This is a genomic window from Nevskia sp. (assembly GCF_021732705.1).
In the GTDB taxonomy this organism is placed as follows: domain Bacteria; phylum Pseudomonadota; class Gammaproteobacteria; order Nevskiales; family Nevskiaceae; genus Nevskia.
In genome coordinates this window covers 178,497-204,150 of record NZ_JAKFUM010000007.1, presented here as the reverse complement: position 1 = coordinate 204,150, position 25,654 = coordinate 178,497, and the positions used below count along the sequence as shown (strand labels likewise).

At 63.9% G+C, this 25,654-nt stretch carries 25 protein-coding genes; 15 read left to right on the top strand and 10 right to left on the bottom strand.

The annotated features are described in order from the left end of the window. The first annotated feature begins 6 nt into the window (after positions 1 to 6). Positions 7 to 537 carry a hypothetical protein gene (locus QZ951_RS08015; protein WP_293000018.1) on the top strand — a complete coding sequence of 177 codons (531 nt, stop codon included), beginning with the start codon at positions 7 to 9 and terminating at the stop codon, positions 535 to 537. Here the strand turns inward: QZ951_RS08015 and QZ951_RS08010 are convergent. From QZ951_RS08010 to QZ951_RS07965, 10 genes are all read right to left on the bottom strand, one after another. Continuing rightward, positions 503 to 727 carry a hypothetical protein gene (locus QZ951_RS08010; RefSeq protein WP_293000017.1) on the bottom strand — a complete coding sequence of 75 codons (225 nt, stop codon included), beginning with the start codon at positions 725 to 727 and terminating at the stop codon, positions 503 to 505. The genes QZ951_RS08015 and QZ951_RS08010 overlap by 35 nt on opposite strands. After that, on the bottom strand, positions 724 to 939 hold the full coding sequence (locus QZ951_RS08005; protein WP_293000016.1) for a hypothetical protein: 216 nt from the start codon (positions 937 to 939) through the stop codon (positions 724 to 726). Before QZ951_RS08005 ends, QZ951_RS08010 begins: the two co-directional genes overlap by 4 nt. Before the next feature lie 84 nt (positions 940 to 1,023). Further along, the gene (locus QZ951_RS08000; protein WP_293000015.1) at positions 1,024 to 1,266 is read right to left on the bottom strand and encodes a hypothetical protein; all 243 of its coding nucleotides are present in this window, start codon (positions 1,264 to 1,266) and stop codon (positions 1,024 to 1,026) included. Next, on the bottom strand, positions 1,263 to 1,418 hold the full coding sequence (locus QZ951_RS07995; protein ID WP_293000014.1) for a hypothetical protein: 156 nt from the start codon (positions 1,416 to 1,418) through the stop codon (positions 1,263 to 1,265). The genes QZ951_RS08000 and QZ951_RS07995 overlap by 4 nt, the downstream gene beginning before the upstream one ends. Positions 1,419 to 1,455: 37 nt before the next feature. Continuing rightward, positions 1,456 to 1,674 carry a hypothetical protein gene (locus tag QZ951_RS07990; RefSeq protein WP_293000013.1) on the bottom strand — a complete coding sequence of 73 codons (219 nt, stop codon included), beginning with the start codon at positions 1,672 to 1,674 and terminating at the stop codon, positions 1,456 to 1,458. Positions 1,675 to 1,676: 2 nt separating this feature from the next. Then, entirely contained in the window at positions 1,677 to 1,880 is a 204-nt protein-coding gene (locus QZ951_RS07985; protein WP_293000012.1) for a hypothetical protein, read from the bottom strand. Between the two features lie 12 nt (positions 1,881 to 1,892). Further along, positions 1,893 to 2,144 (bottom strand): hypothetical protein, encoded by a 252-nt coding sequence (locus QZ951_RS07980; protein ID WP_293000011.1) that lies wholly within the window; start codon positions 2,142 to 2,144, stop codon positions 1,893 to 1,895. Between the two features lie 72 nt (positions 2,145 to 2,216). Then, entirely contained in the window at positions 2,217 to 2,501 is a 285-nt protein-coding gene (locus QZ951_RS07975; protein ID WP_293000010.1) for a hypothetical protein, read from the bottom strand. 42 nt (positions 2,502 to 2,543) lie between these two features. Next, positions 2,544 to 2,756 carry a hypothetical protein gene (locus tag QZ951_RS07970; protein ID WP_293000009.1) on the bottom strand — a complete coding sequence of 71 codons (213 nt, stop codon included), beginning with the start codon at positions 2,754 to 2,756 and terminating at the stop codon, positions 2,544 to 2,546. A 14-nt stretch (positions 2,757 to 2,770) separates the two neighbouring features. After that, positions 2,771 to 3,085, bottom strand: a complete 315-nt coding sequence (locus QZ951_RS07965) for a hypothetical protein (protein WP_293000008.1) — start codon at positions 3,083 to 3,085, stop codon at positions 2,771 to 2,773. A gap of 148 nt (positions 3,086 to 3,233) precedes the next feature. Between QZ951_RS07965 and QZ951_RS07960 the strand changes: the two genes are divergently transcribed. The 14 genes from QZ951_RS07960 to QZ951_RS07895 all read left to right on the top strand — a co-directional run bounded on the left by QZ951_RS07960 (position 3,234) and on the right by QZ951_RS07895 (position 25,608). Next, on the top strand, positions 3,234 to 8,261 hold the full coding sequence (locus QZ951_RS07960; RefSeq protein ID WP_293000007.1) for a hypothetical protein: 5,028 nt from the start codon (positions 3,234 to 3,236) through the stop codon (positions 8,259 to 8,261). Positions 8,262 to 8,269: 8 nt separating this feature from the next. After that, the gene (locus QZ951_RS07955; protein ID WP_293000006.1) at positions 8,270 to 8,656 is read left to right on the top strand and encodes a hypothetical protein; all 387 of its coding nucleotides are present in this window, start codon (positions 8,270 to 8,272) and stop codon (positions 8,654 to 8,656) included. Continuing rightward, positions 8,649 to 10,553: a hypothetical protein gene (locus QZ951_RS07950; RefSeq protein ID WP_293000005.1), complete on the top strand. Its 1,905-nt coding sequence runs from the start codon at positions 8,649 to 8,651 to the stop codon at positions 10,551 to 10,553. The genes QZ951_RS07955 and QZ951_RS07950 overlap by 8 nt, the downstream gene beginning before the upstream one ends. A gap of 2 nt (positions 10,554 to 10,555) precedes the next feature. Continuing rightward, a complete protein-coding gene (locus QZ951_RS07945; RefSeq protein WP_293000004.1) occupies positions 10,556 to 17,293 on the top strand; it encodes an SNF2-related protein in 6,738 nt (2,245 codons plus the stop codon). Next, positions 17,290 to 17,709: a hypothetical protein gene (locus QZ951_RS07940; protein WP_293000003.1), complete on the top strand. Its 420-nt coding sequence runs from the start codon at positions 17,290 to 17,292 to the stop codon at positions 17,707 to 17,709. The genes QZ951_RS07945 and QZ951_RS07940 overlap by 4 nt, the downstream gene beginning before the upstream one ends. A 74-nt stretch (positions 17,710 to 17,783) precedes the next feature. After that, positions 17,784 to 18,065 carry a hypothetical protein gene (locus tag QZ951_RS07935; RefSeq protein WP_293000002.1) on the top strand — a complete coding sequence of 94 codons (282 nt, stop codon included), beginning with the start codon at positions 17,784 to 17,786 and terminating at the stop codon, positions 18,063 to 18,065. 4 nt (positions 18,066 to 18,069) lie between these two features. After that, positions 18,070 to 19,677 carry a hypothetical protein gene (locus QZ951_RS07930; RefSeq protein WP_293000001.1) on the top strand — a complete coding sequence of 536 codons (1,608 nt, stop codon included), beginning with the start codon at positions 18,070 to 18,072 and terminating at the stop codon, positions 19,675 to 19,677. 148 nt (positions 19,678 to 19,825) lie between these two features. After that, positions 19,826 to 20,383, top strand: a complete 558-nt coding sequence (locus QZ951_RS07925) for a hypothetical protein (RefSeq protein WP_293000000.1) — start codon at positions 19,826 to 19,828, stop codon at positions 20,381 to 20,383. A gap of 2 nt (positions 20,384 to 20,385) precedes the next feature. Beyond that, the gene (locus QZ951_RS07920; RefSeq protein WP_292999999.1) at positions 20,386 to 22,689 is read left to right on the top strand and encodes a hypothetical protein; all 2,304 of its coding nucleotides are present in this window, start codon (positions 20,386 to 20,388) and stop codon (positions 22,687 to 22,689) included. A 76-nt stretch (positions 22,690 to 22,765) separates the two neighbouring features. After that, a complete protein-coding gene (locus tag QZ951_RS07915; protein WP_292999998.1) occupies positions 22,766 to 23,254 on the top strand; it encodes a hypothetical protein in 489 nt (162 codons plus the stop codon). A 2-nt stretch (positions 23,255 to 23,256) separates the two neighbouring features. Beyond that, the gene (locus QZ951_RS07910) at positions 23,257 to 23,655 is read left to right on the top strand and encodes a hypothetical protein (RefSeq protein WP_292999997.1); all 399 of its coding nucleotides are present in this window, start codon (positions 23,257 to 23,259) and stop codon (positions 23,653 to 23,655) included. Positions 23,656 to 23,657: 2 nt separating this feature from the next. Further along, complete coding sequence (locus QZ951_RS07905; RefSeq protein WP_292999996.1) at positions 23,658 to 24,551, top strand: hypothetical protein; 894 nt, start codon at positions 23,658 to 23,660, stop codon at positions 24,549 to 24,551. Next, positions 24,548 to 25,126 carry a hypothetical protein gene (locus tag QZ951_RS07900; RefSeq protein WP_292999995.1) on the top strand — a complete coding sequence of 193 codons (579 nt, stop codon included), beginning with the start codon at positions 24,548 to 24,550 and terminating at the stop codon, positions 25,124 to 25,126. The genes QZ951_RS07905 and QZ951_RS07900 overlap by 4 nt, the downstream gene beginning before the upstream one ends. A gap of 11 nt (positions 25,127 to 25,137) precedes the next feature. Then, positions 25,138 to 25,608 carry a hypothetical protein gene (locus QZ951_RS07895; RefSeq protein ID WP_292999994.1) on the top strand — a complete coding sequence of 157 codons (471 nt, stop codon included), beginning with the start codon at positions 25,138 to 25,140 and terminating at the stop codon, positions 25,606 to 25,608. The last annotated feature ends 46 nt before the right edge of the window (positions 25,609 to 25,654 follow it).

Below are 25,654 nucleotides of genomic sequence, written 5' to 3'. Positions count from 1 at the left end.
ACCGAGATGCTTCCGAACGTACCGCGGCAGATCAATACAGCCGCCCGCGCGGTCACGCTGCGGCACCCGCAGGCTATCCCGTGCGTGATCTTCAGAAAGGTCACGCGGCGATCGGATGATCCGCCAGGCCAGCTCGGGAGCCTCGCGACGCTTGGGGGCTTGGGCGTGCTTTCGTCGGAAGATGAAAGCGACTTCGACTGGGACGATCTCGGCGAAGGCCGCATCCTGTTCACCGGCACGTTCCCCGGCAGTGCGCAGGCTGAGCGCGCGGACGGGCTGGTTCCGGTACCGGAAGTCGAGGCGCTGGTCGAGGCCGTCGCGGCGATCGACTCACCGGGCTACTTCGTACCCCGCAGGAATGACGTGATCTACGTCCTGATCGGTCAGGACGTGCACCTGCCCTACGAGATCGCCGGCATCGAGGGGAACGTCAACATCGCGCCGTACACGCGCCGGTTCGTGCTGCAGGCGCGTGACGACCTCGCATTCCTCGCGAACTCCGTCACCGAGGGCCTTGGGCGAGCCCCGCAGGGATAGGCACGCGCAGCGCCTTGTACTGCCACAGCTCCCACAGTGCCGGCGGCATGTTCCGCGCGCCGCTTTCCCAGTTCTGCCAGGTCCGGAAGGTCGAATAGACCAGCGCTGCGGCTTCCGTCTGCGTCAGGCCAGACTTGGCTCGGGCGGCGGCGACTTCGGCCGGGGCGGGCGATGGCGGGAAGGCGCTCATGCCTTTTTCCTCGCCTGCATCGCCTGTCTTGCCTTTGCTACCGAAACCCCTGAGTCCCGGCAGGCCGCGCGCAATTCAGCATCGTCAGACTTCTGCAAAAGCCATGCGGCAACGCGGTGGCAGGCGGCGGCGTCCTCGGCACCCTCATAGATGTCTAGCCACTGCGCTGCAATGTGCAGATCATCAGCGCTCGGCGTGGGTATCTTGGCCATCAGAGCAGCGCCGCCCGGTACCCGGCGCGCAGCAAGATCAGCGCGTCGGACTCGCGCGTGCGCTGGTCAATCGCTTGGGTCGCTTCATCGTGCATGGCGGTCCTCATGTTCCTCGGGCATGACATCGTCAACATGGATGCCAGCTTCGTGGCAAAGCTCGCTGACGTAGTCGATCAGGTTGTCGCGGCCGTGGCCATCCTCGCAAAGCGAATCGTTGCCGATCTCGCGTTCCGCTATGGCGCGGAGGGCGGCATCGTCCGGGGCGGCGGCGATTTCAAGATACAGCGCGCGGTAGGTCGCGCGGAGATGGTCGAGGCGGGCGGTCATGAATCCAACTCGGCATTGCGCGCATCATCGGCGTAGCCCTGCGCGCTGACGGCGGCAGTGCAGATCGCCGCCGAATAGGTGGCGTCGTCCATCGCCGGATCGTCGAACACGGCCTGAAGGTCGTCGTAGAACTTGGCGCAGAGGGCTTTCACTTTGCGCTCAAGGGCGGCGTTTGCTTTGGTTGGCATGTCAGTTTCCGTTGGCGCGCAGCATCATCCGCTGTTCGCCGATGTGGGGATAGGCGACGGTCAGGGCGATGCCGTCGTTCGCAGCGACGCGCATGAACGCGCGGACCTCGGTCGAATCGACGGGCTTGCCGGTCGCCTTGGCGACGAACCGGGTCGCCTCGGCTTCGGTCACGTCGGCGATCGGAGCGCCGACGCCGGACAGGGTATAGGTCTTCGTCATGATCACAGCCCGAACGAGACGGCCAGCGATTCGGACTCGGCCAGCGGCACGGCATTGATGCAATCGGCGGCGATCTTCGCCTCGCGCCGCAGGGTTTCGATCGGCAGGCTCCCCAGCGTCGCGTATTCGAGCCGGACATAGGCTTCGACATGGCGCGGGTCGCACTTCGGTTGCAGCTTGCGGAAGATTTCGGCGTAGGCGGACATGGGCGCTCTCGTTCAGGGAAACAGCGGGTTCAGTCGGCCCGGCTTGGCAGCGGCCGGGTGATCAGCGTCGAGTCGGGTCGTTCCCCATGCCATCCACCATGCGCGCGGGTCGATCTCGGTGGCCTTGTCGCGGGCCTTGTCGACCATCGCCAGTGCTGCGGCATGGTCATTCACGAACGGCCCCAGCATCGGCCAGAAGGTTGCGCCGTCGTCCGACCGGGCGGTCACGAAGTAGGCACCGGGTTGGGTGTCGGGGGTCTGCATGTTCGGCTCCGATCAGGCTCAAGGGTGTGGCTTGTGGATGCGCCCGCAGTGCAGGCGCATCGGCAAGCCGGGTCAGCGTTGCGAGAAGCGGGGGGAAAAGCAGTCCAAGAGCTTCCCGGTGTTCCGGTCGATGTGCCGGCGGATGCCAAGCACGTCATGGCTGAAATTGAAGTCGTCGGCGTCTACCAGCCGGGCGAAATCCAGCGGGTTGCCATTGGCGTGGCACGCGGTCAGGTCCATGTGGCAGTCCATACGCGGATAGTCCAAGCCCATTTCATCGGCCAGCTTCATCGCGCGGTCGACGGCCTTCGCGATCAGGGCGGATTCATCCTTGGTGCAAGCAAAACTGAGGGTCATGTGAGGCTCCAGTAAGTCGCCCGGCGCTCGCCGGGCTGGTGGTTAAGCAACGTGGTCCGGCCAAACGCCGGTCAAGATGAAAGTCCACTCCCCGGCGATCAAGCCGGCGGCGACCCCGCGCGTACGGACTTCCCGCACCCGCTTCATCGTCAGGCCGAACTCCGTGGCGATGCCACGGATCGTCTTGCGGTGCTTCCGCATGAGGCTGCGGACCGTGCGGCCGGTGATGGCGGGGGTGGATTCGAGGGGGGTCATGGTTGGTTCCGTGTTCAGGCGGCAGCAAGGACAGCGGCGATCTGCGGAGCGATGTCCCAGCCCTGATGCTCGGCCGTGGCGACGGCGGCGCGCAGGCTGGTCAGCATCTGTTCGTACGACAGGCCCAGCACGCGCGCCATTTCGATGCCCGTGATGAAGGCGATCTGATGGAGCGAACCCGACTCAGCGGTGACGGCGATCGGCCATGTGTGGCAGATGCCCACAACGCCCTCGTCGGCAATGACCAGCACGTCGCCGTCCTTGATGCGGTCATCGCATTGGGTGGAGTCATAGGCTTCGGTGGTGTCGCTGAAAAGAAAAGTGTTCATCGGTTTGCGTCCTGTCCTGCGAGTTAATGTACAGACAAGATAGCACCCAAATTTCATAAGTCAACTGTTTCCGTCCGGACCGGAAAAACACGGCCGGAAGGGGCGGGCCGGGGCCGGACAATGCTTCACACCCAAACCCCTGCCCGTCATGTCCTGGCTACGCGGCCGATTCCTGAGCGAGTCCGAAGCAATCGGCCTGAGCGCACCCGACGCCGGGCAGCGCCAGTACGGCGCTTTCGCGCATGGCGATCCGGTCACGCTGCTGATGTGCGACTTCGAGGGGCAGCCGGAAGGCTTCGAGCACTTCCACTGCCTGGGCTTCGTGGTCGGCTGCGAGGCGGGGCGCTACGACATCGCGGTGCGCATCCCGCCATCGGCTGAACAGAACAGCGGCGCGGCCCTGTATGCGGTGCTGCGCGACATCCCGGAAGGCCGGTTGACCGCCTACAGCGGCACGGACGCGGGCGAGGGGGCGGAAGGGGTCGCTTTCGACAGCCTGAGCGACGGGCAATGGTCTGCACTCGCCGGAGGCCGACAGCTCGTCGTCACGTTCGACGCGGTCGAGCAGCCCCGCGACGAACTCGGTCGATTCGCGAGCGCCCTAGCGGCGGCAAAGGAGACGTTCAGCAGCGTCGTCGGCCAATGGCGTCGGAAAGACTTTTCAGGGTCAGCTAAGCCGCTTATGGGCGTCTCGGATGCGGTTGTCGGCGCGGCCAAAGGCTTCGGCTTGGACCTATCCGGCTACGTCCATGCGGTTGATGTCTATGCCTTGCAGCACATGCACAAGGCGCACAGCAACCCCTCTGCCGAGCGCGCGCGCGGGCAGCTTCCGATCACCGAAGACGACTGGATGAAGTTCCCCGAAGTGACGGCCGCGCCTGACTACGTCGCGTGGGGGCCGAAGACGCGAGAGGGGAAGGATTTGTTGGTCAGCCTGAAGACTCAGGCCGACGGGTCAGTGCTCGTTCTGGAAGAGATTCGCACTGGCAATCGCCAGTTGGCGTTGCATTCCGCAAGGAAGTATCCCGCTACGATTCATGCCGACGCACTGCTGAAGGCCGAGAATCTCAACGCCCGAAGCGATAGCGGGAATGCGCTGATCGTAGTCAAGCTGACGGATTCCGGCAAGTCCGGCGCGAATTCGACCGACAGCACAACCTGCGCCCCTTGGGCCGTGATTCACGAAGCCGCGCACGACAGCGCGTTCGGCGATCGGTCCCCAAAGCCGCCGACCCCGGCGCAGTGCGAGGCCGGGAACTACAAGGTCGGCCGCGCGAAGGTGCAGGGCTTTCACGTCGCGATCGAGAACCCGGCAGGTTCCATCCGGCGCGGCACCGATCCGAACGGCGTCGCCTGGGAAACCCGGATGCCTGCCCACTACGGCTACCTGAGCGGCACGACCGGCGCGGACGGCGACGGCATCGACTGCTTCATCGGGCCGTGGCCTGAGCTGCCCGACATCTACGTCGTGAACCAGTGGCTGAACGGCCGCTTCGACGAGCACAAGGTCATGTTTGGCTGCGTTGACGAGGCCCATGCCCGTTCCACTTACCTCGCGAGCTACAGCCCCGGATGGCAGGGCTTGCGGGACATCGTGCGCGTCACCCCGAAGCAGCTTCGGGCGTGGCTTCGCACCGGCAATCCCAACAAGCCGCTGACCAGCGGCGATCTTTCACCAGAGAGCACCAGCATGGACAAAGTGATGTGGGACGGGCTGCAGCCGATCGGCAAGGGCATGGCCGAAGTGCTGTATGCACTGCGCGCGAGCGACGCAGACGAGGGTCTGCTGTTCGACAGCTTGACCGAGGCTGACCTCGCAGCGGAGTTCGCGCCAGGCGATGTTGACTCCGTCACCTTGGACGCCATCGCGATCGAAAGCCGCCGCATCGAGTCGACCGCGAAAGCGCTGCAACGTGCGCTGAACGCGCAGGCCGGTGCGGTGAAGCCGGTCGACTTCACCGTCAGCAAGCCGCGAATCATGCAGGGCGTGCTGAACGTCACGCTGATGTACCGCCTGAGCGACGGGCAGACGCTGACGATCTTTTTCAACAACCCGGACGCCACCCCGCGCCGCCTGAAGCCGGAAGACGTGCTGGTGTCCTGGAAGTGGCTGTTGAACCGCAAGGACGTGACGATCGTCGTCGCCCCGGAGCGCGGCCGCGACCTGAACCTGAACACCGTCGCGCTGCGCGTCATGGCGCTGGCCGAAAAGAACAGCGCTGCGTTCACCACCGCCCAGGCCGGAGCCGCCGCTAAGGAAGCGGTGATCGCCGACCTGAAGGAACAGATCAAGGTCAAGACCGAGGAATTCGAGGGGCTTGAGCGGCAGATTGCGGCGATCAAGGGTGGCGCGACGGTGCCGGCGGTCACGGAACCGGCCGAAGTAATCGCCTCGCGCGACCTGCCGTTCTTGCAGAAGGACGGCAGCGTGTCGAACGCAGCCGGTACCGAGAACCTCCCGAATGACTGGACCGGCATCGCGGTCGATTACAGCGACACGAACAAGTTCTGGCTGATCGGCTGGGAGAACGGGGAGCGGTCATTCACGCTGCTGAAGGCAAATACCTACGAAGCAGCCAAGTCGGCAGCTGACCGCGATGCGATCATCGCCGACATCGTGTCCGCTATGGATTGGGGTGCGCTTGGCGTTACCCGCCCGATCGCGGGCGGCGACTTCACCTTCGAGCGTGATGGTGGCGGACGGATGACCGTGACGCCTGAGCTGCGCGCCGCAGTCGAGGCGAAACTCGGCAGCTCGCTGGCAGAAGAGGACTTCCCAAGCGATGGTGTGACAGCGCTGATTCCCAAAGCGCGGTCGAGAGCGACCCCGGTACCGATCCCCGAAGGTTTCTTCGAGTTCGGCGACATCACGGCCCCGGCTCGCACGCTGCTGGCGATCAGCGCCAGCCTTCCCGATCAGCGCGGCACCGCCTACACGACCGCCGTGGAGATCGAAAAGCAGGCCGCGTTGCGCGGATTCAAGGTCGCCTGGTCGACCGCGCGGAACGCGCCGACGATGGACGGCGCATCGCTGGACGACTCGTCGGCATCGCTGTTCCCGGACGCCCTGTTCAGCGAGCTGGGTTCGGACGGCTACCTTGTCGGCTCCGTCATGAAGGGCGAGAACGTCATCGTGACCGTCACCGTGCGCGGCGATGGCATGGCCTATTTCGAGGCTACGCCGTGGCTCGAAGCCAACTCGTTTGAAGCGGCGGACCTGCTGGCAAGCGAAGAGCTGAACGTCTGGACGCGCACGCCGATGGGCGCGTTCATCCTGGTGGAAGAGCACGCCGAATCGCCGGAGGAATACGAGGCACGCGACGCCGCCGAACGAGCTGCGGCAGAAGCGGAGCGCGAAGCCAAGCTGAAGGCGCAGCAAGAGGCGATGACCGCGAAGGTCGACAAGATGCTGGCAGAGGCGCGCGAGTTCGGCGCTGGAAAGCCCGGCTTTGCCGGCGCAATCGTGGGCGTCGACGGCGTGAACGATGCGCTGGTCAATCACCCCGAAGGCGCGTTCGTCTTCGTGATCGAGCGCGGCATGCCGGAGATGCACTTTTCCATGCACTCGAATCAGAAAGCGAAGAAGAAGGGCGCGCGGTACGTCCTGGACCGGAATGGCCGACTGGCGCGGATTCAGGTGGCGCGCTCCGCGAATGTCGGCCGGACTTACGATCACGGCATCGCCGCGATCAAGGAACAGGGTGGCGTCCTGCCCGCCGAACAGCCGCCCGCCCCGGCAGCCGGCGGCTTCCGCTACGCAATGGTGAACCGCCCGCCGATGGTCGGCAGCATGCCGAAGGGCATGTTCACGGTGGAGCCGCGCCCGGCCGCAGGCCAGCCGCATCACGATATGGCCCGGCACGGCGTCGCGATCTTCGAGCGCGAGCTGACCGACGCCGAAACCAAGTCGTACGAGCTTGCGCCGATGCTGGACGGCGATGCCATCACCGCCGTCGCCAACAAGATCGCCGACCAGATGAGCGGGTATGCCGACCAGTACGTCGGCATGGCCGATGAAGAGCCGGCGGAGTTCGAGAACGCCGTCCGTGTCCGGATCGAGCGCGTAACCGTCGGTCACCCCCCGTCGATCGGCGACTTCGTGCAGCTACGGAGCGACGTTCTCGCCAAGCTGATGAGCCTCGCGCGCAAGGACGAGCCTGCCCCGCAAGGCGACGAAAAGGGCGCTGACTACCCGCTTTCGGCGACCTACGCCAATACCGGCGGCAGCATGCCCTTGACCGTGCGCATCAAGGACAAGACGGTGCGATTCCACATCGCCGCGACCGATCAGTTCGTCGGCGATTACCTGTTCAGCACCATGCAGGAAATGGCGGCAGGCCGTGGCCTGGCCATCTTGAACTCCATCACGGCTGACGGCGAGACGATGAACAAGGTCCGGCAGCAGATCGCCGACTTCGGCGCGAAGACCCCGGCCAAAAAGGAACCGAGCGCCGAATTCCTCATGCTCGCGCTGACCCCATTCATGGGCAAGGCGCAGATGTCGGCCGTGCGATCCGGCTTGAAGGGTGAAGAGGGCGGCTACTTCCGTACGACCCTAGCCGAACTGTTGGGCGTGATCGACGCCATGCCGAAGACCGGGGAAACGGATGGGCAGGGCGATGAAGCGGTCGCGCGCCTGCACTACTTCCGGGGCGGCAGCGACTGGTACATCACCGAAAAGGATGTCGGGTCGGACGAAGACGAGGCCGCGCGGTATGAAAAGGCTCGCAAGGCCGGGGCGCTGATCACGACCATCAAGCGCCCCGCGCGTCAGATGCAGGCATTCGGCTACACGATTCTGAACGGCGATCGGCAGAACGCGGAGCTGGGCTACATCAACATCGAGGAACTGACCGACCACGGCGTCGAACTGGACTTCCACTTCACGCCGATGACGATCGGGGCGATCAAGAACAAGGGCAAGCGCGCCCCCGATAAGCCCACCCCGCCGGAGAAAAAGTCCGTGGAACCAACGAACCCGGCGCGCGACGCCGCCAAGCAATTCCTGATGGACGCCAAGGCCGGCGCGCTGGACTTCGCCGACCCGGCGATGACCGAAAAGCTGGAAGCGGCATACACCCCGTTCGCCGAAGACGCAGAGATCGCGGAACTGTTCAACGACGCCGTCAATGCGTTCGTGGACTTTGAAACCGCGCGCGCCGCGACCATCGCTTGAGGCCCGACATGGATACGCTCGACGCCGCACCGTCCCCGCTGGTCCGCCTGCGCCTGGCAGGCCAGCTTTCCACCCTGAACCGCGACATCGCGGCCATGCCGCGCGACGCCAAGAGCGCGCTCGCGCGCCTGAAGCTGAACCAGCAGCGCCGCGACGTGCTGGCGCAGCTCGGAACGGCCGCACTGACGCCGCCGGCACCGGAGAACGAGCACGTCCGCACGCTGCGCGAGATCGTGACCGGCGCGATGGACCGCATCGGCGTGATCGACCTGTTCAGCCGCATGAACGCGGCGATCATGGCCCTGAACGACGGCGGTCTGCTGTCCGGCGATGCGGAGTCAGCGGCCGACGCCGCGATCACGCATTGGGCCAAGCTGGAATCGGCCGGTGGCTGATTCAGGCGGCTCGCCGCCAAGCATGGTCACCCGTCGGCTGGCACTTGCCGCCGACTTGATCACGCTGCGCGCGCAGATCGGCCATGCGGAGGCGTCGAAGGCCGACACCACCCGGCGCGCGCTCGCCACCCGGATCATCCGGCTTCGGCAGGCCGCGACCCGCCGCAAGTTGCTGGGGCTGCCCGGCGAGGCCATTGACGGCGCGGTCACGGTGACCGGCGTCGCGAGCTACCTGGCTGACCAGCTCGCGCAAGCCGAAGCGGCCGGGCCGGTGGAATTCACGAAGGCGAAGGTTCAAAGGGACTTGCTGCGGCAAATGCTGCAACAACTGAGCAACGCCGAACTTGCCGCCGGAGCTTTCAACTCGCCGGAGCTTGTTAACCTGAGCGCCGGGGCGCTGCCGTCAGATGATGACCTGACGGCCGTCGCGGAGTCCTACGTCAAGGCCGCGAAGCTGCCGCAAGCGTTCATCGACGACGCCAAGGTCGGACTGATGAAGGCCGACATCGCGACAAAGGATGTGTTCCGGCAGCTTTCGATTCTTGAGCCTGACCAGCAAGAAAAATGGCTTGAACTGAGCAGCAAGATCAGCGACATGCGCCGTCGCGCGGACAAGCTCTACACCGAATCTTGGAAGAGCTGGGATGCCGTCGCCGCCTCCAAAATGCGTGATGAATCTTCGGCGATCTACAAAGAAGCCCGCGCGATCAGCGAATCACAGACGGCAGAAAGCGCCGCCGTTCTCGAAAAAGTGCAGGCGCTCGCAGCCGAAGGGAAGGCCGAACTCGTCAAGGCCGGCGGCGAGCTTTACGACCGTGTCCTGTCGAAGTCCCGCGTCACCGCCGAACAGGCTACCGCCTGGGCGACGGGCATCCCGATCAGCACGTCGGCGCGCGCGCGACTGCGCAAGATGGGGTACTTGCCGGATCAGGCCCGGATCGACATGGCGGAGTTCTATCGCCTGGTCGACGGGAAGATCGGCGCGGTGACCATCGTCTCCGAAGGCGGCAAGCGCGCCAACACATCCGGCGTCGGGAGCTTCGGGACCGACGGCATCATCCGCATGGGGTCGCAGTTCGACAAGCGGGTGCTGTGGCATGAACTGGCGCATCACCTGGAATCGGACCCGGTCGCGAGGGCTGCCGCCAGCCGCTACATCCGGATGCGCGCCATCAGCCCGGATACGAAATCACTTCGGTCGATCACGAAGAACACCGGCTACCGGCCGAACGAAACTGCATTCGAGGATCACTTTTTCGACGCCTACGTCGGGAAGGATTACGGCCACGGCACGACCGAAGTGTTCTCGATGGGCATCGAGTCGTTCAGCGACAAAGAGATGCTGGGGCGGCGGATCGCGATGGACCCGGACACATTCGAGTTCGTCGCCGGCTACATGCTGACTCCGCAGACCGCGATGGGCGACGCCATCAAGGGGCTGAACGACATCCTGCAAGACAACACGCGGGAAGCACTGGAAGAGGGCGCGGATAATCGTCGTGAGCTTGCGATCAGGGCCGCAAAGACCGTGACCATTGATACGCAGTCGCCCCCGCACCCGCAGGTTCACGCGCTCTACGGCGAGTATTACCAGCGCGCCCTGAAGTCCAAGTACATCGGCCGGTTCAGTGATTCGGTCTATCTCTATTCGGGAATGGTGAAGGCCCGCCTTGGCCGAAAAACGTCGGGGCACTTGGCGATCGTTGTGAAGCCGCAGACCGGGCCGCATGGCGAGGCAACCGACCGCGTTTCGATGTATCCGAACTACATCTTCTCGAAAGACCTGAACGAAGTGAAAGCGATCTACGCGAACTATCTTCGATCCGGGCTTTTCGTTCGCGAGATTCAGAGCGTCGACGAAAACAGCCTGGCGGAAGTCGCCAACGGAGCCGCCTGACCATGTCGACCTACACCGTCCTGACCCCGTTTGGCGTCGCGACCGCGACGTTCCCGGAAGACGAGGGCGTCGAGTGGGCAGGCAGTGAAACCGCCATCCGATTCCTGCGCGACTCCATTGCAACCCGGATCAATGGCGAGGGCTATTCGCTCACGGCCGACATGCTTGAACCGGATGACCTGTTTTATTTCTGCCAGCCTGAAGGGAGTGGCATCGTGATTCTGAAGCCCGAAGAAGACCTGATCGCCGACGCGATCGGCATGCAGGACGATGGCGGCACGCTTGACGCGGCCACCCCTGACGACGACGGTATCGACGCGCTCCGCAAGAGCCTGGCGGAGACGCGCGGCGTGCTGGCGCGGCTCGGCATCGCCGCGCAGATCGTCGAATCCCTGCTGAACGATGTCGACGACTCCGAAGACGCCAAGATCACGCGAGGCCAGCGCCAGCGCGACAACAATTCGGCCGTCGAGCTGCTGGAACGCATCGAGCGCGAAGGGCTGGAAGTCGGCCCGGCAGAGCGGGCAATCCTCGCCAAGTACAGCGGCAGCGGCGGCGGGCTGACCCGCTACAACGGCCGGCGCGGCAGCCCCTACGAGTATTACACCCCGAAGCCGGTCGCGGCCGGGGTCTGGAACCTGCTGAACGAACTCGGCTTCGCTGGCGGGCGCGTGCTTGATCCGAGCGCCGGTACCGGCATCTTCGGGCAGACCGCCCCGGAGAACACCGTCATGGACGCGGTCGAGCTTGACGACGTGTCCGGCCGCATCAATGCCGTGGTCAACAAGCGCGACGGCTACGCGGTGCGTGTGGCCCCTTTCGAGGAAGTCGCGGGCGAAAGCGAAGACGAGCAGTACGACGCCGTCGTGACCAACGTCCCATTCGGCGACGCGGGCCTGCGCGTGCATGCGAACAAGGACAGCAAGTACCGCCGTTATGACCTGGGCAGCTACTTCGTGCTTCGCTCGCTGGACAAGCTGCGGCCGGGTGGCCTGGCCGCGTTCATCACGCCGACCGGCCTGATCGACGCGATCAAGCATGAGAAGTTCCGGCAGGCCGCGAGCCTGAAGGCCGAATTCCTCGGAGCCTACCGGCTGCCGAACAAGGTCTTCGACACGGCCGGTGCGGACGTGATCACCGATGTCATGGTCTGGCGCAAGTTCAGCCGCGATGCGGCGGAGCGGATCGCAGAGTGCCGCGAGCAATCGCCAGACACCCTGACCGAAGCAGGCGTGCTGTGGCCTGAGTTCATCCGGGGCAAGTATTTCCGCGAGTCCGGCCGGCGCTTCGTGCTCGGCGAAGTGGTCGAAAAGCCCGGCCGCTTCTACGTCGACGGCAAGCTGAAGATGGTCGAAGCCGTCGTCAACGAACAGAGCATTGCCAATATCAGCAAGCTGCTGACGCGCTTCCCTGACTCCCGGATCAACTGGTCGCTGCTAGACGCGGCCGAAACCGTGCCGCTGACCTACGAAGAAGGCGACACGATGGTTCAGGACGGCGTGACCCTGAAGTTCACCGATGGCCGCTGGATTGCCCTGCAATCGAACCCGGAAGTCGACACCGATATGTCGTCGGTGCAGGCCGCGCTGTCCGACCCGCTGGTCACCCTGAACGAGCGCACGACCTGGGCGAATGCCAGCCGTTTCATTCGCTACAACGCCGCGCAGAACACGTTTCATCGCAACGTCCCCGAATGGGTCCGGCCACTGTTCTACGAAGTCGAAGCGCAACCGGAAGGGACGCACGAAGCGGTCTGGTTCGCGCTGATCACCGGCTGCGCCGTGCGCGACGTGCGCGAGGCCAATGCCGGCGTCGACGCCTTCAACTTCTACTCGACCTATCCCGACATCACGAACGCGGCCCCGGCGGCATCCGCCACGGCGCGCAAGACGACCGCCAAGAACAAGACCTGTCGCGAAGCCTTGTCGGAGCTGGAAACGCTCTACACCCGTAAGGGTGGCTTCGCGGACTGGTGGAACGGTGCGGCCGGTGAAGAGGCCACCATCCCGACCGAGACGGCCGCGAGCAAGTACGAGCGCCTGGCCTATGGCGCGACCGGCGGCGATCTTCAGTTCGTGCCGATCGAGACGATGCGGGCGGCTCAGATCGACTTCGATCCGATGGCCGATGACGAATGGTGCATCGACGCGGCCGGTACCGGCGTGATGCGCGCCGATGACTACTACTTCGGCAAGTACACCGATTTCCTCGCGCGGATCGAGGCCGACATCAAGGCGGCGGCGAACGATGACGTTCGCGCCAAGCTGCTGCGCCAGCGCATCTACGCGGAGTCGCGGCTGCTGAAGGTCGACCCGAAGCGCGTCCGCTTCGCGCTCACGTCGCCTTTCGTGACGCTTGAGCAGAAGCTCGCGTTCGCGCAGCAGTACCTGTCGCCCGCGTTCGCGCTGGACTACGACGGTCCGGACGGCAAGCCGCGCATCAAGGCCGATCTCGGCAGCAGCGACATGCCGGACCGGCGGTCTCAGCGGTACGTCGACGCCAAGGCACTCGAACTGTTCTGGTCCTACTTCGAGAAGGGCAAGTTCGACATGCGCATGCCGAAGGACATCGACCCGGATGTTCGGAGTCGCATCGTCCTGAAGCTGCGCGAGCTGGCCGAAACCGGCAACGTGCAGTTCAACGTCTGGTGCAAGTCGCACCCAGGAATTCAGGCAACGATCTCCGCGCTGGCAGACGACCCGGCCAAGCTGCGCTTCCGGCCGACCACGAATCAGGCCTATCTCGACATCCCCGGCCTGAAGAAAGGCATCGACCCGGATACCGGCAAGCCACACCCGTACCCCCATAGCTACCAGTTCCAGACGATTCGCCGGTTCAGCCGCGAGTTCAGCGGCATCCTTGGCGACGATGTCGGTCTCGGCAAGACGTTCCAGGCGCTGTGGACCGTTCAGCACGTCCAGAACATCGGCGTGAAGAAGCGGACCATTTTCGCGGTGCCGAAAGCTGTGCTGGCGAACTGGTACCGCGAGGCGAGCCGCACCTATGAATCGCTCGACAAGTGCCTGTTCGTCGGCATGACGCGCGCGGTGGACGCCAAGACTGGAGCCGTCACGAACGACCGCGGGGACGGCGCGGCCGTTCGCCGAGACCTGAAGCGGATCACGTCAGGCAAGTTCAACAAGATTTTCATGACGATCGACGATCTGTCGCTCATTCCGCTTCGGAAAGAAACGATTGATGGCTACGTCGAGTACCTTCGGAGCATTGACGAGAGCTTGAAGTCTCAGTCCTCGGAAGAGGGCGAAGAGCGCGTCCGGAAGTCGCTGAATTCGTTCTTGGAGGGATTCGACTCGCAGGATAGGTCGATCACCTATTTCGAGGATATGGGCGTCGATTCCCTCGTGCTTGACGAGGCTCACAACTACAAAAACAGCCGCTTCAGCGTCGACTACAAGGCCCCGCGCTTCCTTGCCACCCCACTGCCGTCGGGCCGAGGGGTCGACGCCCAGGCAAAGGCATGGGTGCTGCGCAGCAATCACGGCGACGGCGTCATGCCGCTTACCGCGACGTGGATCACGAACTCGCCGCTGGAAATCTACAGCATGCTGTCGCTCGCGATGGGCGAGGAACGCATCCAAGAAATGATGCTCGGCATCAAGGGTGCCGACGACTTCCTGAAGACCTTCTGCGATGTTCGCCAGGATGAAGAGACAACGATCACGGGCGACCCGCGGCCGGACGATGTCTTCGACGGCATCAATAACCTGAGCATGCTGCAAACGGTCATTGCCGGTTCCGTGCTGGGGCGTAACGCAAAGCAGGTCGGCGAGCAGATTGTGGTCCCGGAAACATCCGAGGACACGACCGAAATCGTGTTGGATCGGCACGTCATCGAACGGCTGATCAAGTACAAGGGCGCGTACGCCGCAGCTCGCGATTTGCCCGGCGGGGACGGGGCTGCGTTGGCCGAAATTCTTCGCGACGAGCCTGGCGCGACGCAGAACCTGATCGGTCACCCGTTCAATCTGATCAATCGCATGGAGCGACTGATCATGGACCCGGAACTGGATCGGCAGCAGAGTCGATTCACCGTGCCGCGCGCGCAGGTGGCGGCGGCGATTGAAGTCGTTGGGAAGTTCAACGCGCTGAAGATCACCGAAGAGCGGTCCCGGCACTCGCCGATGTCGACCGACGAAGACGTGGTCCGTCGCAAGGTCACGCTCAACGACGATGGCGACGAGGAAGAAGTCCTGATCGTCCGAATCAGAGGCGTCTTCGACGACGCAGCTCGCGCGATTATTCTCGACACGCTGGACCAGCGGACTCAGCAGAAATTCATGGCGTTGGCGCAAAAGGCCGGCCTTGACCTTGATGTGTCGATTCCTCCGAAGCTCGCCGCACTGATCGCGAACGTGCAGAAGGAGAACGAGCACCCGCGCAATTTCGGGGGCGACGGCGTGCCGCGCAGCAAGGCCAAGCAATTGATTTTCTGCGACGCCCTCGCGATGCACAACAAGATCAAGATCGCCCTGCACAAGCGGTGCGGCATTCCGATGAACAAGATCGCGTTCATCACCGCGCCGGCCGCACCGAATCCGGAAGACGTTCAGGAGATCAGCGACGGGTTCAATCTCGACGGCGACGCGAATCAGTATCAGATCGTCGTCGGCAACAAAAAGGCTGAAGTGGGCATCAATCTTCAGAAAGGTGCTCAGGCGATCCATCACATGACGCTCGGCTGGACGCCGGACAGCGAGCACCAACGCAACGGCCGCGGCATCCGGCAGGGCAACACGGTCGCGGTGGTCAACGTCTATTTCTACGAAGCGGAAGGGACGTTCGACAAGTACCGCCGCATGCTGGTCAATCGAAAGGGCGACTGGATTTCGACCGTTCTGACCGATGACAACGCCGACCAGGTCAAGGTCGGCGGTAGCTACTCGGAAAAGGACTTGGAAGCCTTGATCGACACGACCGGCGATGCAGACGCATCGGAGAAGTTCCGTCGTGAACTGGCTGAGCGCGAGGCAGCAGAAACGCGCCGCGCGCTGCGCACCCGGCAGATCATCAATCTGGCGACGATCAAGAAGCAGGGGACCGCGCTACGCCAAACCTTTGATGCGTTCTACAGGCAGGAAGCGAAAGCAACCTTCGAGTTCGCGAAGTCGCTCGCCCAACTGCGGAAGCGGCTGACGAATCCCAAGCTGGCGCAGAGCGCTCGCACGAAAATCGGCCTGACGGTCGAACTGAACGAGGCGTCGCTTGTCGGGAAAATGGAGCGGCTGCGCGAGGTCGGGCTCAATCCCGTGCTGATGCGAACCATCGAGCAGCTTGATACTCGGACGATGGACCGGTATGTGCCGGTACCCGAAGCGAGCCGAATTAACCCGGCCAGCGAGATGTATCAGGATTGGGAGGCTGGCCGCGCACAATCGCAAGAACTCGTCGACGCATCGCGCAAGGACTTCACGGACGCGGCGAAGCTCGGCGGGGGCGCGCTCACGCCAGCGTTTCTCGAAGCCGTCGAATCGGGAGACGCCGATGTCGTTCTTGGCGTGCCGGTGCGCGTCGGTGATCTCGTGCGCCTGTCGGGTACTGCGCGCGGGCTGGCGCGCGTTGGGGTTCGTGACCGCAAACTGCTGTGCTTTTCCGAAGCGTTGCGCTATCCGCAGCCCGTGAATGACGCGATCGGGGCCGGGGCCGTTGTCATCGAGCCTGGCAGCGCAGCGTACGAGTCGGCCCTTGATGAAGCTGCAGCCCTGGATGAAGCGCTGATCCTGTCGGCAGGACTGCACAGCGAATCAGGTGAGACAGCATTGTCGGCGCTGTTCTCGACCTTCATTCCGCCTGTCGCGGAACGCATGAAGTCGAGCTTACCCGTGGCGATGGATATTGAGGTTTCCGTCCTCCCAGCGCCGCTATTCCCGAAGTTCATTTCGGATTCAATCAGCGGCAATCTCGTTTCGGAGCTGGCATCGGCTCAGCGGGCAGCCGGTTTCGTCAAGGTCGGCGACTCATGGCAGCGGCTTTTCGGCGGTCCTGCCGGCGGCGTTCGGCAAGTCGCGACACGCGATGCGTTGAATGAGCTTTGCGCGGCCTACCTGTGGCAGCTCGCGAAGGTGAAGGGCTACACGTTCGACGCCGGCACGCTTTCGCCGTTGTTGGGGGCATGGCAGACAACCTGGCTCGTGCAAGCCTTGAAAGATGACCCGCAGTTCGGTGGGATTGTCGAAGCAATCAAAGCCGCCTCGTCGAAGTTTGAAAGCAATGATCACATCGATTCGTGGCTTATCGAGTTCACGAAAACGGCCGTTCCGTCAGCGCCCGTCACGAACGGCATGTATGCGAACACCCTGCGCCGAAAGCTGAATGATGGCGTGCCGGGACTGGACGCCGCGCTCGTCGCGATTTACCAGTCGCTGTCCGACCGCGCGCAGGAGATTGCCGCGAAGCGCTTGGCCGAAGAGGCGGCAGCAAGAGCAGCGGCGGAGGCTGAGCGACTGGCGCGGATGACCGCAGAAGAGGCTGCCCGAGCCGCAGCGCTTGCCACCAGTCCGTTTGTTGGACTTGCGGGGAGCGGGACCATGGCGATGAAGGAGCGCTTCAAGGAGGCGGCGATCAGCGTCGGCAGTAAGGCCGAGTTCAAGTCATCGCCGCAGCCGATGTGGACGGTGCCGCGCGCGGCGTACGAGAAACTTCAGGCACAGTATCCAAACGGCATGCCGGGCATTCAGGTCGTCCCGCCGCACCCTGATTCGGTCAAGAAGATGACGCGATGAACTACACAGCTTTCAAGATTGATCGGGTCGCGCTGGACAAGCACATCGCGGAGATCATGGCGTCGACCGGCCGCACTGCAGAGGAATGCGCTCAGGTCGCGGCCGACTCGATCGCCGGGAATCTCCGCGCGAAGCCCGGCCGCTACACCCGGTTCGGGCCTTACTGGTACGCGGTCAAGGCGGCGCTCGCGGCGCAGGGCCACGATTTCGGGCCGGAAACCAGTCCGGAGATGGTCGCGGCATACGGGCACTTCGACGGCGAGGACATCGCGGTGATGCCGACCCTCGTTGCCGGCGACGATTTCTATTCGATGGCAGGGCAAAGCTACTTCGAGGGCAACAACGAGTTCACGTTGTCGGCCGACGATGACGTGCCGCCCTACGTGCTCGCCGATCCGGACATGGCGACGCGCTGACGCGGGAAAAGCGGACACGGCCGGCCGACGGCGGCAGGGAACAATGAGTCCTGCCCGTCCGTTCATGGTCCGCGATGCCAACGAAGCGCCCGCTGCTTGATTTCATCGTCCAGTCCCTGACGCCATCTGACTGGATTCTCGCGTATGCCTACTGGCTGATCGCCGTTTTCGCTTCGACCGTGGCCGTCGTGCTCGCTGCGGCGTTCGTGACCTGGACCGAGCCGACCGCAGACATCTCCGAGTGGCCGGCGTACTGCCGCGCATTGTTCCTCGCCAACTGTGCGCTTTGCGCCTGGGTCGTCATGCGGGGGCTTTCGGCGTTTCGACAAGCGGCTGAATCCGTCGAATTGAGCTAGGTCGATGCCACCTGTCTCGCCCCGGCGCAGCTTCGCGATCACCGACATTGCGCGCGGACTAAAGCCCCGTCGTGCTGCGGCTGATACAGCCGTCGGCCGGCTGCAGGCCAGCGATGCCGCCGCAGAAGCCGTTCCGCTGGCCGATGCATACGGCTACGGCGACGGCCTCATCAGCGCCGCCTACACGCTGTTGGGCTCAGGACGGCGGAAGGCCCGCAGTCGGCAGCAGATTTATGAGAAGTGGGCGTTCATGATGGGCGATCCCGTCGTGAGCACCGCCATCTCGCTGCTGTGCACTGCGGCCCTTGGCGGGCACGAGACGACTGGCGACGTGGTGTTCATCGAGGCGACCGCAGAAGCTCAGAAGGACAAGGGCAAGATGGCGATCGTCGACGAGATCAATCGCGACATAGGCCCGCTGCTAAACAAGGTGTCGTTCACGGCCTGCTACAACGGAGCCGGGTTCGGCGATTCCTACGCGCGCGTGTACACGTCGCCGAAGCGGGGTCTGCTGGACCTTTACGTCGACGAACTGGTCAGTCCGCCGACGATCCTCCCATTCGAGCAGGGCAATCGCACCGTGGCGTTCGCCACTGCGATCGGCGAAAAGCAGCTCGACCGCATTTCGATAAAGCAGATGATTCGGCTGAAGATGCCGCGTCGAATCTTCGTTCCGCAGCTGAGCGTCACGGAAAAGGCATGGCGGGCGAACATGCGAACGGACGAGATTGGCGAACTGCCGATCATCCCGTCCGCCGCTGGCGGCTCGCTGCTGTATGAGGCCGAAAGCGCATTCGACAACATGCTTGCAGCGCTGGTCGGCCTGGTCGGGCAGCGTGTGAACGACTCGATCGACGAAAAGGTCATCGGCGTCCAGATGGCCGGCGCATCGAAGGAGCAGCAGGAAGCCTTGCTGGGCTCGATCGTCAACATGCTGAAGACGACGAAGGAACGTGCATCAAAAGCCGTTCTCGAAGGGCAGCCGATCCTTGAGCGCCTTCGGTACATTCTACCGATCTGGAACGAAAAACAAGTCGTCAACTTCGACGTGGGGTCAGCCGCGACATCCGCGCGCGCGTCCACCATTACGGTTGACGACGTGATGTTTCACGCGAAGATGCTGGCTGGCTGTTTCGGTACCGATCTGTCAAACATCGGCTTCGCCGATCAGATGGCCGGCGCATTCGGCGACGGCGGCTGGCTCCGAACGTCGGCACAAGCCGCGCAGCGAGCACGGGTGATCCGATCCGCGTTCGCAGAATTCTGCAACGACGCGATCGACCTGCACACGTTCACGAAGCACGGGGTCGTGTTCGAGCCCAGTGAGCGCCCGTGGAAGATCAATTTCTTCGGGAGCATCTCGGCCCTTGAAAACGAGCAGGAAACGACGCGCGGCACGGCCGCAGCGACGGGGGCGGCTTTGGTTCAGGCGATGGATCAAGCCAAGAACATGGGCTTCACCGAGGCGCAGATGGCGCATTTCCTGTCGAAGACCCTGAAGATCGACGAGGAGTCCGCCAAGCTCTATGCCTCAGTCGTGAACGTCAAAACCGAGCCGGACCAAGACGGCGGCGGCGGCGGCGGTTTCGGCGGCGGCGGTTTCGGGGGCTGACGTGCCTTCATCAATCCTGACTGGCAGTGCCCTGATCGCGCTGTCCGCGTACCGGAATCTGTCGCCCTACGCGCAGGCCGCAGGCAGCGCGAGTGCCCGCCCACCACCGCCGGGCATTCCGAACTCGCAGACCACTCCGCACCCGCTGTTGGGCGGGATCACGCTGGACAACGCGCGTGAACTCGCCCGCGAGTTCGCTGGGTACGAGATGGCGCAGAAGGGCATGTTCCATCTGGAAGTGACGACAGAAGCGAGCTACCGCGGCGACGCCAGCGATATCCCGCGAAAGTTTTTCCTGTTCGCCACTGGGGTCAGCTACAACGCCGTCGATTTGGTCGCCGATCGGAAGAACGTCGGTGGTGCGCGTGTCGATGGCGTGACCGGGCACGACCCGGTTGAAATCCGCATCACCACGATGGATGACCGTCACGGAACTCTCAAGCACTGGTTCCACGACCTGTCGGAAAAGGTCGCAAACAACGACGGCACGATGGGCCTTCCGGCCGATTACTGCGTTCGCATCGCAGTCCGGCACGGTTACGCCTTCGACAACATCGCCGGGGCGGGCAGCGCCTACAAGGACAGCTACCTGATGCGCCCGCAGAGCGTCGAATTCGACTTTGACCGTAGCGCGCGATCCGAACTTCAGACGATTCAGTTCGTCTTCACCGAGTTCGACACCTTCATGCCGGTCACGCGAGGCTGACGATGGCTTTCACCGATCGCGACGGCTTCATCGTTACGTCCCGCGTGCAGTTCGACGCGGAGGCAAAAAAGACCGACGAGATTCGGCGCGAGGTCATGCGCATTCGTCGGTTGCTGGAAGGAACACAGCAGCCGCAACGCCGCACCGCGGCGGTAGCGCGCAGTCCGGGGCGTCAGACGGTGGCCGGCGTGAATGGGCGCAGCGAGCCGCCTCAGACCGGCCGTGCATTCCGAAGCGGACCGGCCGCAACCAGTCGTGCAGCCCCAAGCGGATCGGCCGCAGGCGGCAAGGTCGCCATCGCGCGGCCGGTCCGTGCAGCTGCGGCTGACCGTACTGTTCAAGAGCGCGTACCTGGCTCACAGCGGGGCGGCTCGCCAACCCGCACAGCCGGAGCGGCAACCCGCGACGGCGTATCGACCCCCGCATCGCGCGGTCGCGATCGACTGGGGCGATTCACGCCGGGCGCTCGGCTTGATCCTGGCGGTGCGGCAGGTTCCGGAACTGCCGCTGACGACGCTGACGATCGGCGCATGCGCGAGCGCCAGAACTCCGACCTGATCGACGCGATCAAGGGAGTGTCTGAGGGCGCAGACAACATTGATCCGGCGGTGACCGCTGCGAACGAGGTCGCGCGCGCCGTTCAACCGGTTGCGCGGGGTATCTCCAAGCTCTTCGGTAAAGACCCGCAAAAGCAGCAGGTTGGCTGGCTCAAGAAAATCTGGAAGACGCTGTCCGAGCGCGACGCGATCGGAAGTCGGGCTGCGGTTGCAGGGCCTATCGGCAGCCTGCTCAGCAGGGCGTCAAATTTCCTGAATGGTGATCTTTTGGAAGGCGGGCTTGGGGGCCTTCTCGCCGGCAAGACGAAAAGCATTTTTGGCGCGCTGAAGAAAGCGCCAGCGTTCCTCAAGAGCATCGTCGTCAGCGCCCCCGGCGCGCTGGCCAGCGCCGGCCGTACTGCGGCGGCGCTCCCCGGTCGCATCGGCGGCAACCTGTTGTCGCGCGGCGCGGCTGGCTTGCGCGCCTTCGGATCGCGCGGAGGAATCCTCGGGGCGCTGATCGCGGCCGGGTTCGGAGTGTCGGATGCGATCAGCACCGCGCGCGACAAGTCGCTGACGCCGGAACAGCGTCGGGACAAGCAACTGACGAACGCGGCCAGCACTGGCGCGAACATCAGCGGCGGCTTGTTGGGTGCCGCACTCGGTACGGCGATCTTGCCTGGTCTCGGAACCATCGTTGGCGGCGTATTGGGCGCTACGTTCGGGCCTGGCCTGATCAGCTCGATCTCCGATTCGCTATCTCCGCTGATCGGAGCCGGGATCGACTTCATCAAGGGCGTGGCCAACAAAGCGGTCGGCCTTTACGACAAGGCCGTCGATGCGACCAGTCGCGGCATCGAGGTCGTGGCCACGAGCGCGCCTGTGCGCGCGATCAAGCGCGGCTATGACGCCGCAGTAGACATCACCAGTAGGGGAATCGAAGTGGCAGCCAACGCAGGGAAGTACGCGATCGGGCATATCAGCGCGCTGTTCGAGACCAGTGGTCGTGGGGTCGGTACCATCTCGAAAGGTACCGGGGATTTCGGAGGGAAGAGCTATGGCGCGTATCAGCTCGCCACGAAAAACGGGTCGCTCCAAGACTTTCTGCGATCGTCGCCATTCGGCGCGGAGTTCGCGGGCCTGCAGCCTGGATCGCCCGAATTCGATGCGAAGTACCGGCAGGTCGCAAAAGACCCTGCTTTCGCTGACGCTCAGCACCAGTACATCACAAACACGCACTACGCTCCCCAACTCGCAAGGCTTCGCGCGTCGGGGATCGACTTGGGCTCGCGCGGGAAGGCTGTGCATGAAGCCGTGTTCTCGACGGCGGTGCAGTTCGGGGCGAAGACTGGTGTCATTCAGAAGGCGCTGAAAGGTAGCGACATCGCTCAGCTCAGCGATGCCGACATCATCGGGCTGATCCAAGACTACAAAGCCAAGAACAACAGCACCCTGTTCAAAAGTTCAAGTGCGGCCGTGCAGGCGAGCACTCTGCGGCGCGCCGCCGACGAGAAGGCCGAACTGCTGAAATTGGCTGCATCGGGCAGCGCGTCGGCGCTGGGTGCATCAGCGCCAGCGGCGCGCGGTTCGTCGCCTGCAGTCGCTGTTCCGTCGCCGCCAAAGCCGCCGGAAGCCCCTCGCATTCCACTCGCGGCAGCCGTGAACCCGATCGCCCAAGGCGACGCTCTCCCGCCGCAGGACATCAGCCAGAACCTGAGCGACCGCCTGCTGGCGCACATTCAGACCGGTGGCATAGGGTCGAAAAGCTGACGAGGAAAACTGCGCCTGGATCGACTGGGGCAGTGGGCAACGATAGCAGCGCACCCACTGCCGCCGGTCGCGTCCCATGCCCTTGAACTCCGCTGATTTCCTGAAAGCCCAGTACCTTGTCAACAAGGCGCTTGGGAACCGTTCCCTCGCGAGTGACGCTCGTATCGTGATTTCGGGCTTCGAGCACTTGACGGTGCTGATCAAGGATTTCACCTGGCCGGTATTGAGCCCCGCCGGCGAAGTCGAAGTCTGGCTTCCGGGCGGGCAGAAAACTTGGCAGGCGCAGGTACTTGAAACTGCGATGCAGGGCCAGATCACCATCACCGAAACGGTATTGGGCCATGGGTACGATGCCATCCACCGGCTGAACGGCCGAAATGTCGACTGCACGCTTTTCGAGGGCTCCCCGGAAGCGTTTTACCGGTCGGTGAAGATTCGGGATGCATTCCTGAAGATGGACCCGGCAGAACGCAGTTTCGAGTCGCGCAGCCAGGTCACCCAGTACACCGGCACGATGTTCTACAACTTCTTCGGCGAGACCGTTCTCGGCTCTCTCGTCGGTTAAGCATGGCCGCGTCGATCGCCCGACTTGCGTCCGAGTACATCGAGAATTCGCGCTCGGTGGGCATCGTTTTGGAACTTGCGCAGGTTCAGCAGCAGGCGATGGACGCGCTGCGCTTCTACGCCGCATACGGGCCGGTTGCGTCTATTCCCGGCGGCGCTGCGAATTCAGCCGAACTGCGGACCCTGACGGAAGACACCGTATTGACGGTCGGCGAGTGGGGCATCGTCCGTCCGCTGTTCGTGCTCTACGTCGAGCGTGAGAACGCATTGCACCTTGAATCGGCGGAGTCGCTCGGGGTGCAGGTTTACGGGCGGCGGAGCAGCGAGGTCACGCAAGACATCACCCAGGCTGAAGAGCTTGTTCGATTCAGCGCTTTTTCGCGGCCGATCATCGGGGTCTGAAGGTGTCTGCGTTCGTTCGAGCTGGCGATTTCGAGGTTCCGGGCGATTCGATCGTCTCGCTGACGCTGCGCTCCGACCTGACCCCGATCCCGCTGACGGTCGAAGCGAACTTCATCCGCGACGAGCGGCTTGCCGCCGAACTCGTTGAAGGCGGGGTCATCACGGTTGGCCGCGGCGTCGAATACCGGATCATGAAGTCGGTGCCGAGTTTCGCCGCTATCGGTGAGCAGCAGGGCCGGTCGACCGCCGCAATCCAGATCGTTGCCTACCTGAACCGCGCGCACGAGATTTCGTATCGGCGGCGGACGGCCGTCGTCAAGGAAAACGCGACGCTGGGCGGCATCTATGCAGCTTGCGGCGCTCAGGTGCCAATCGCCCAAGACTTCCGGGTGCCGCGATTCGCCTGCTATGTCGGCGAAACCCCCAGCTATCAGATAGCGGCGCTGCTGCAGGAAGAGGGCGGGGCGATCTTCTGGCGGGAGGGCAGCATCCGGTTCGCCCGGCTGCGCGATCTTCAGGCTGGTGAGCCGGTATCGCGAATTGCAGCGTCCGCGACCACGCTGATCGACAGCCAATTCCTTGAACGGCATCAAGTGCCCTGGTTCTACTCCGTGCGACCCGACGGCGCGCTCATTTTCGGCAATCGATCACGCGAGCGCGCAGTGATGTACTCGCCGCGCAAAGATGAGATGACGCTTCGGAGCATGACCCGGTGCCTGATCACCCGGCGCACCGCGACCGGCCTGTTCCGCCCCGACATCAATGCCGGCGATGTGTTCGAGGTCGACGGCCGGCCGCAGGTTGTCGTGACCGCTGCGCACCACGTCGCCAGCGCGGCAGATGGGAGCGCAACGCGCACATTCAGCAAGTTCTGGCTTGGCGAGGTCGACGAGTGAAGACCGGAACCATGGTCGGCAAGTACCCGGCATTCGTTGCCGCCTACGACCCGCAGACGCGGCTTTGTCGCGTCGAGATACCGGGCGTGACCGACGGGGCTGACGTGTTCCCGGAAGCGGACTTCGAGTACTCGATCGGCGACAAGTCCGAGCACACCGAAATCCGCATCCTAGTCGGGGACCGCGTTTGGATCGAATTCGAGGCGGGCGATCCGCGCTATCCGATCATCACCGGCTACCGGCCGAAGCGTGTCGGGAACGAGGTCGGAACCCGGCGCTGGCACCACGCCAACATCGAAACCGACGCCGATCAGGCGCAGGCGCACACCGCCGGCACGAGCTACGCCATCACGGTCGGCGGCACGACGGTTGTGATTGAGCCCAGCCGGGTGACCGTCACAGCAACTGCAGAAGTCGCGATCGTCGCCCCCGTCACAGCGATCGACGGCGATGTGACGGTATCCGGCGACGTGACGGTGCAAGGCGATGTCCGGGCCGGGCCGATCAGCTTGCGCACCCACCGAACCAGCCTCGTCCAGTCCGGAAACGGTACCGGTGGCCCCCCCGTCCCATAGGAGTCAGTCCCATGCTTGCCCTTGACCTTTCATCCCCTGCCGCGACCGCGAAATCGCTGGGCGCTGCAGCGCGCCAGTTTCTGAAGCTGGGGGCACCGCTTGCGCAAACCCCGGAAGTGAGCAAGGCAACCCGTCGCAGCAACGGCATCAGTTTTCGAGAGGCGCACTTGCTGTTCAAGGACGGGCAGACCGTGAAGCTGCTCGTGAAGCTGACGGGCGACATCTTCCAGGTTCTGCTGAACGGCCGGCCGTTCCCGATCAAGCGGCAGGATGATTTGGATGGCGCGATTCGCGAGATCGTGGACGGGCTCAACGCGCGCCGCGCTGCGCGACAGAAGCGCCTCGCTGCGTCGAAAACAGCGGCCCCGGACGGCGTTCGGGCATCACGCCGGATTCGCGAAGTCCATCTGCGTGCGCAGCTCGCAAACATCACCGAGGCGGTCGAAATCGCCAAGGAAGAGCTTGCCGAACTGACTGCGTAAGCGTCAGGAAAACCGGCCCGAAAAGCGAAACCAGACCCACTAGATT

Bases quoted from the DNA above. Each gene is read 5' to 3' on its own strand.
- QZ951_RS07935 (WP_293000002.1), top strand. From the start codon at position 17,784: ATGCCAACGAAGCGCCCGCTGCTTGATTTCATCGTCCAGTCCCTGACG.
- QZ951_RS07895 (WP_292999994.1), top strand. From the start codon at position 25,138: ATGCTTGCCCTTGACCTTTCATCCCCTGCCGCGACCGCGAAATCGCTG.
- QZ951_RS07920 (WP_292999999.1), top strand. From the start codon at position 20,386: ATGGCTTTCACCGATCGCGACGGCTTCATCGTTACGTCCCGCGTGCAG.
- QZ951_RS07990 (WP_293000013.1), bottom strand. From the start codon at position 1,674: ATGACGAAGACCTATACCCTGTCCGGCGTCGGCGCTCCGATCGCCGAC.
- QZ951_RS07960 (WP_293000007.1), top strand. From the start codon at position 3,234: ATGTCCTGGCTACGCGGCCGATTCCTGAGCGAGTCCGAAGCAATCGGC.
- QZ951_RS07910 (WP_292999997.1), top strand. From the start codon at position 23,257: ATGGCCGCGTCGATCGCCCGACTTGCGTCCGAGTACATCGAGAATTCG.
- QZ951_RS08010 (WP_293000017.1), bottom strand. From the start codon at position 727: ATGAGCGCCTTCCCGCCATCGCCCGCCCCGGCCGAAGTCGCCGCCGCC.
- QZ951_RS07980 (WP_293000011.1), bottom strand. From the start codon at position 2,144: ATGCAGACCCCCGACACCCAACCCGGTGCCTACTTCGTGACCGCCCGG.
- QZ951_RS07930 (WP_293000001.1), top strand. From the start codon at position 18,070: ATGCCACCTGTCTCGCCCCGGCGCAGCTTCGCGATCACCGACATTGCG.
- QZ951_RS07965 (WP_293000008.1), bottom strand. From the start codon at position 3,085: ATGAACACTTTTCTTTTCAGCGACACCACCGAAGCCTATGACTCCACC.
- QZ951_RS07940 (WP_293000003.1), top strand. From the start codon at position 17,290: ATGAACTACACAGCTTTCAAGATTGATCGGGTCGCGCTGGACAAGCAC.
- QZ951_RS07975 (WP_293000010.1), bottom strand. From the start codon at position 2,501: ATGACCCTCAGTTTTGCTTGCACCAAGGATGAATCCGCCCTGATCGCG.
- QZ951_RS08000 (WP_293000015.1), bottom strand. From the start codon at position 1,266: ATGACCGCCCGCCTCGACCATCTCCGCGCGACCTACCGCGCGCTGTAT.
- QZ951_RS07945 (WP_293000004.1), top strand. From the start codon at position 10,556: ATGTCGACCTACACCGTCCTGACCCCGTTTGGCGTCGCGACCGCGACG.
- QZ951_RS07970 (WP_293000009.1), bottom strand. From the start codon at position 2,756: ATGACCCCCCTCGAATCCACCCCCGCCATCACCGGCCGCACGGTCCGC.
- QZ951_RS07955 (WP_293000006.1), top strand. From the start codon at position 8,270: ATGGATACGCTCGACGCCGCACCGTCCCCGCTGGTCCGCCTGCGCCTG.
- QZ951_RS07985 (WP_293000012.1), bottom strand. From the start codon at position 1,880: ATGTCCGCCTACGCCGAAATCTTCCGCAAGCTGCAACCGAAGTGCGAC.
- QZ951_RS07915 (WP_292999998.1), top strand. From the start codon at position 22,766: ATGCCCTTGAACTCCGCTGATTTCCTGAAAGCCCAGTACCTTGTCAAC.
- QZ951_RS08015 (WP_293000018.1), top strand. From the start codon at position 7: ATGCTTCCGAACGTACCGCGGCAGATCAATACAGCCGCCCGCGCGGTC.
- QZ951_RS08005 (WP_293000016.1), bottom strand. From the start codon at position 939: ATGGCCAAGATACCCACGCCGAGCGCTGATGATCTGCACATTGCAGCG.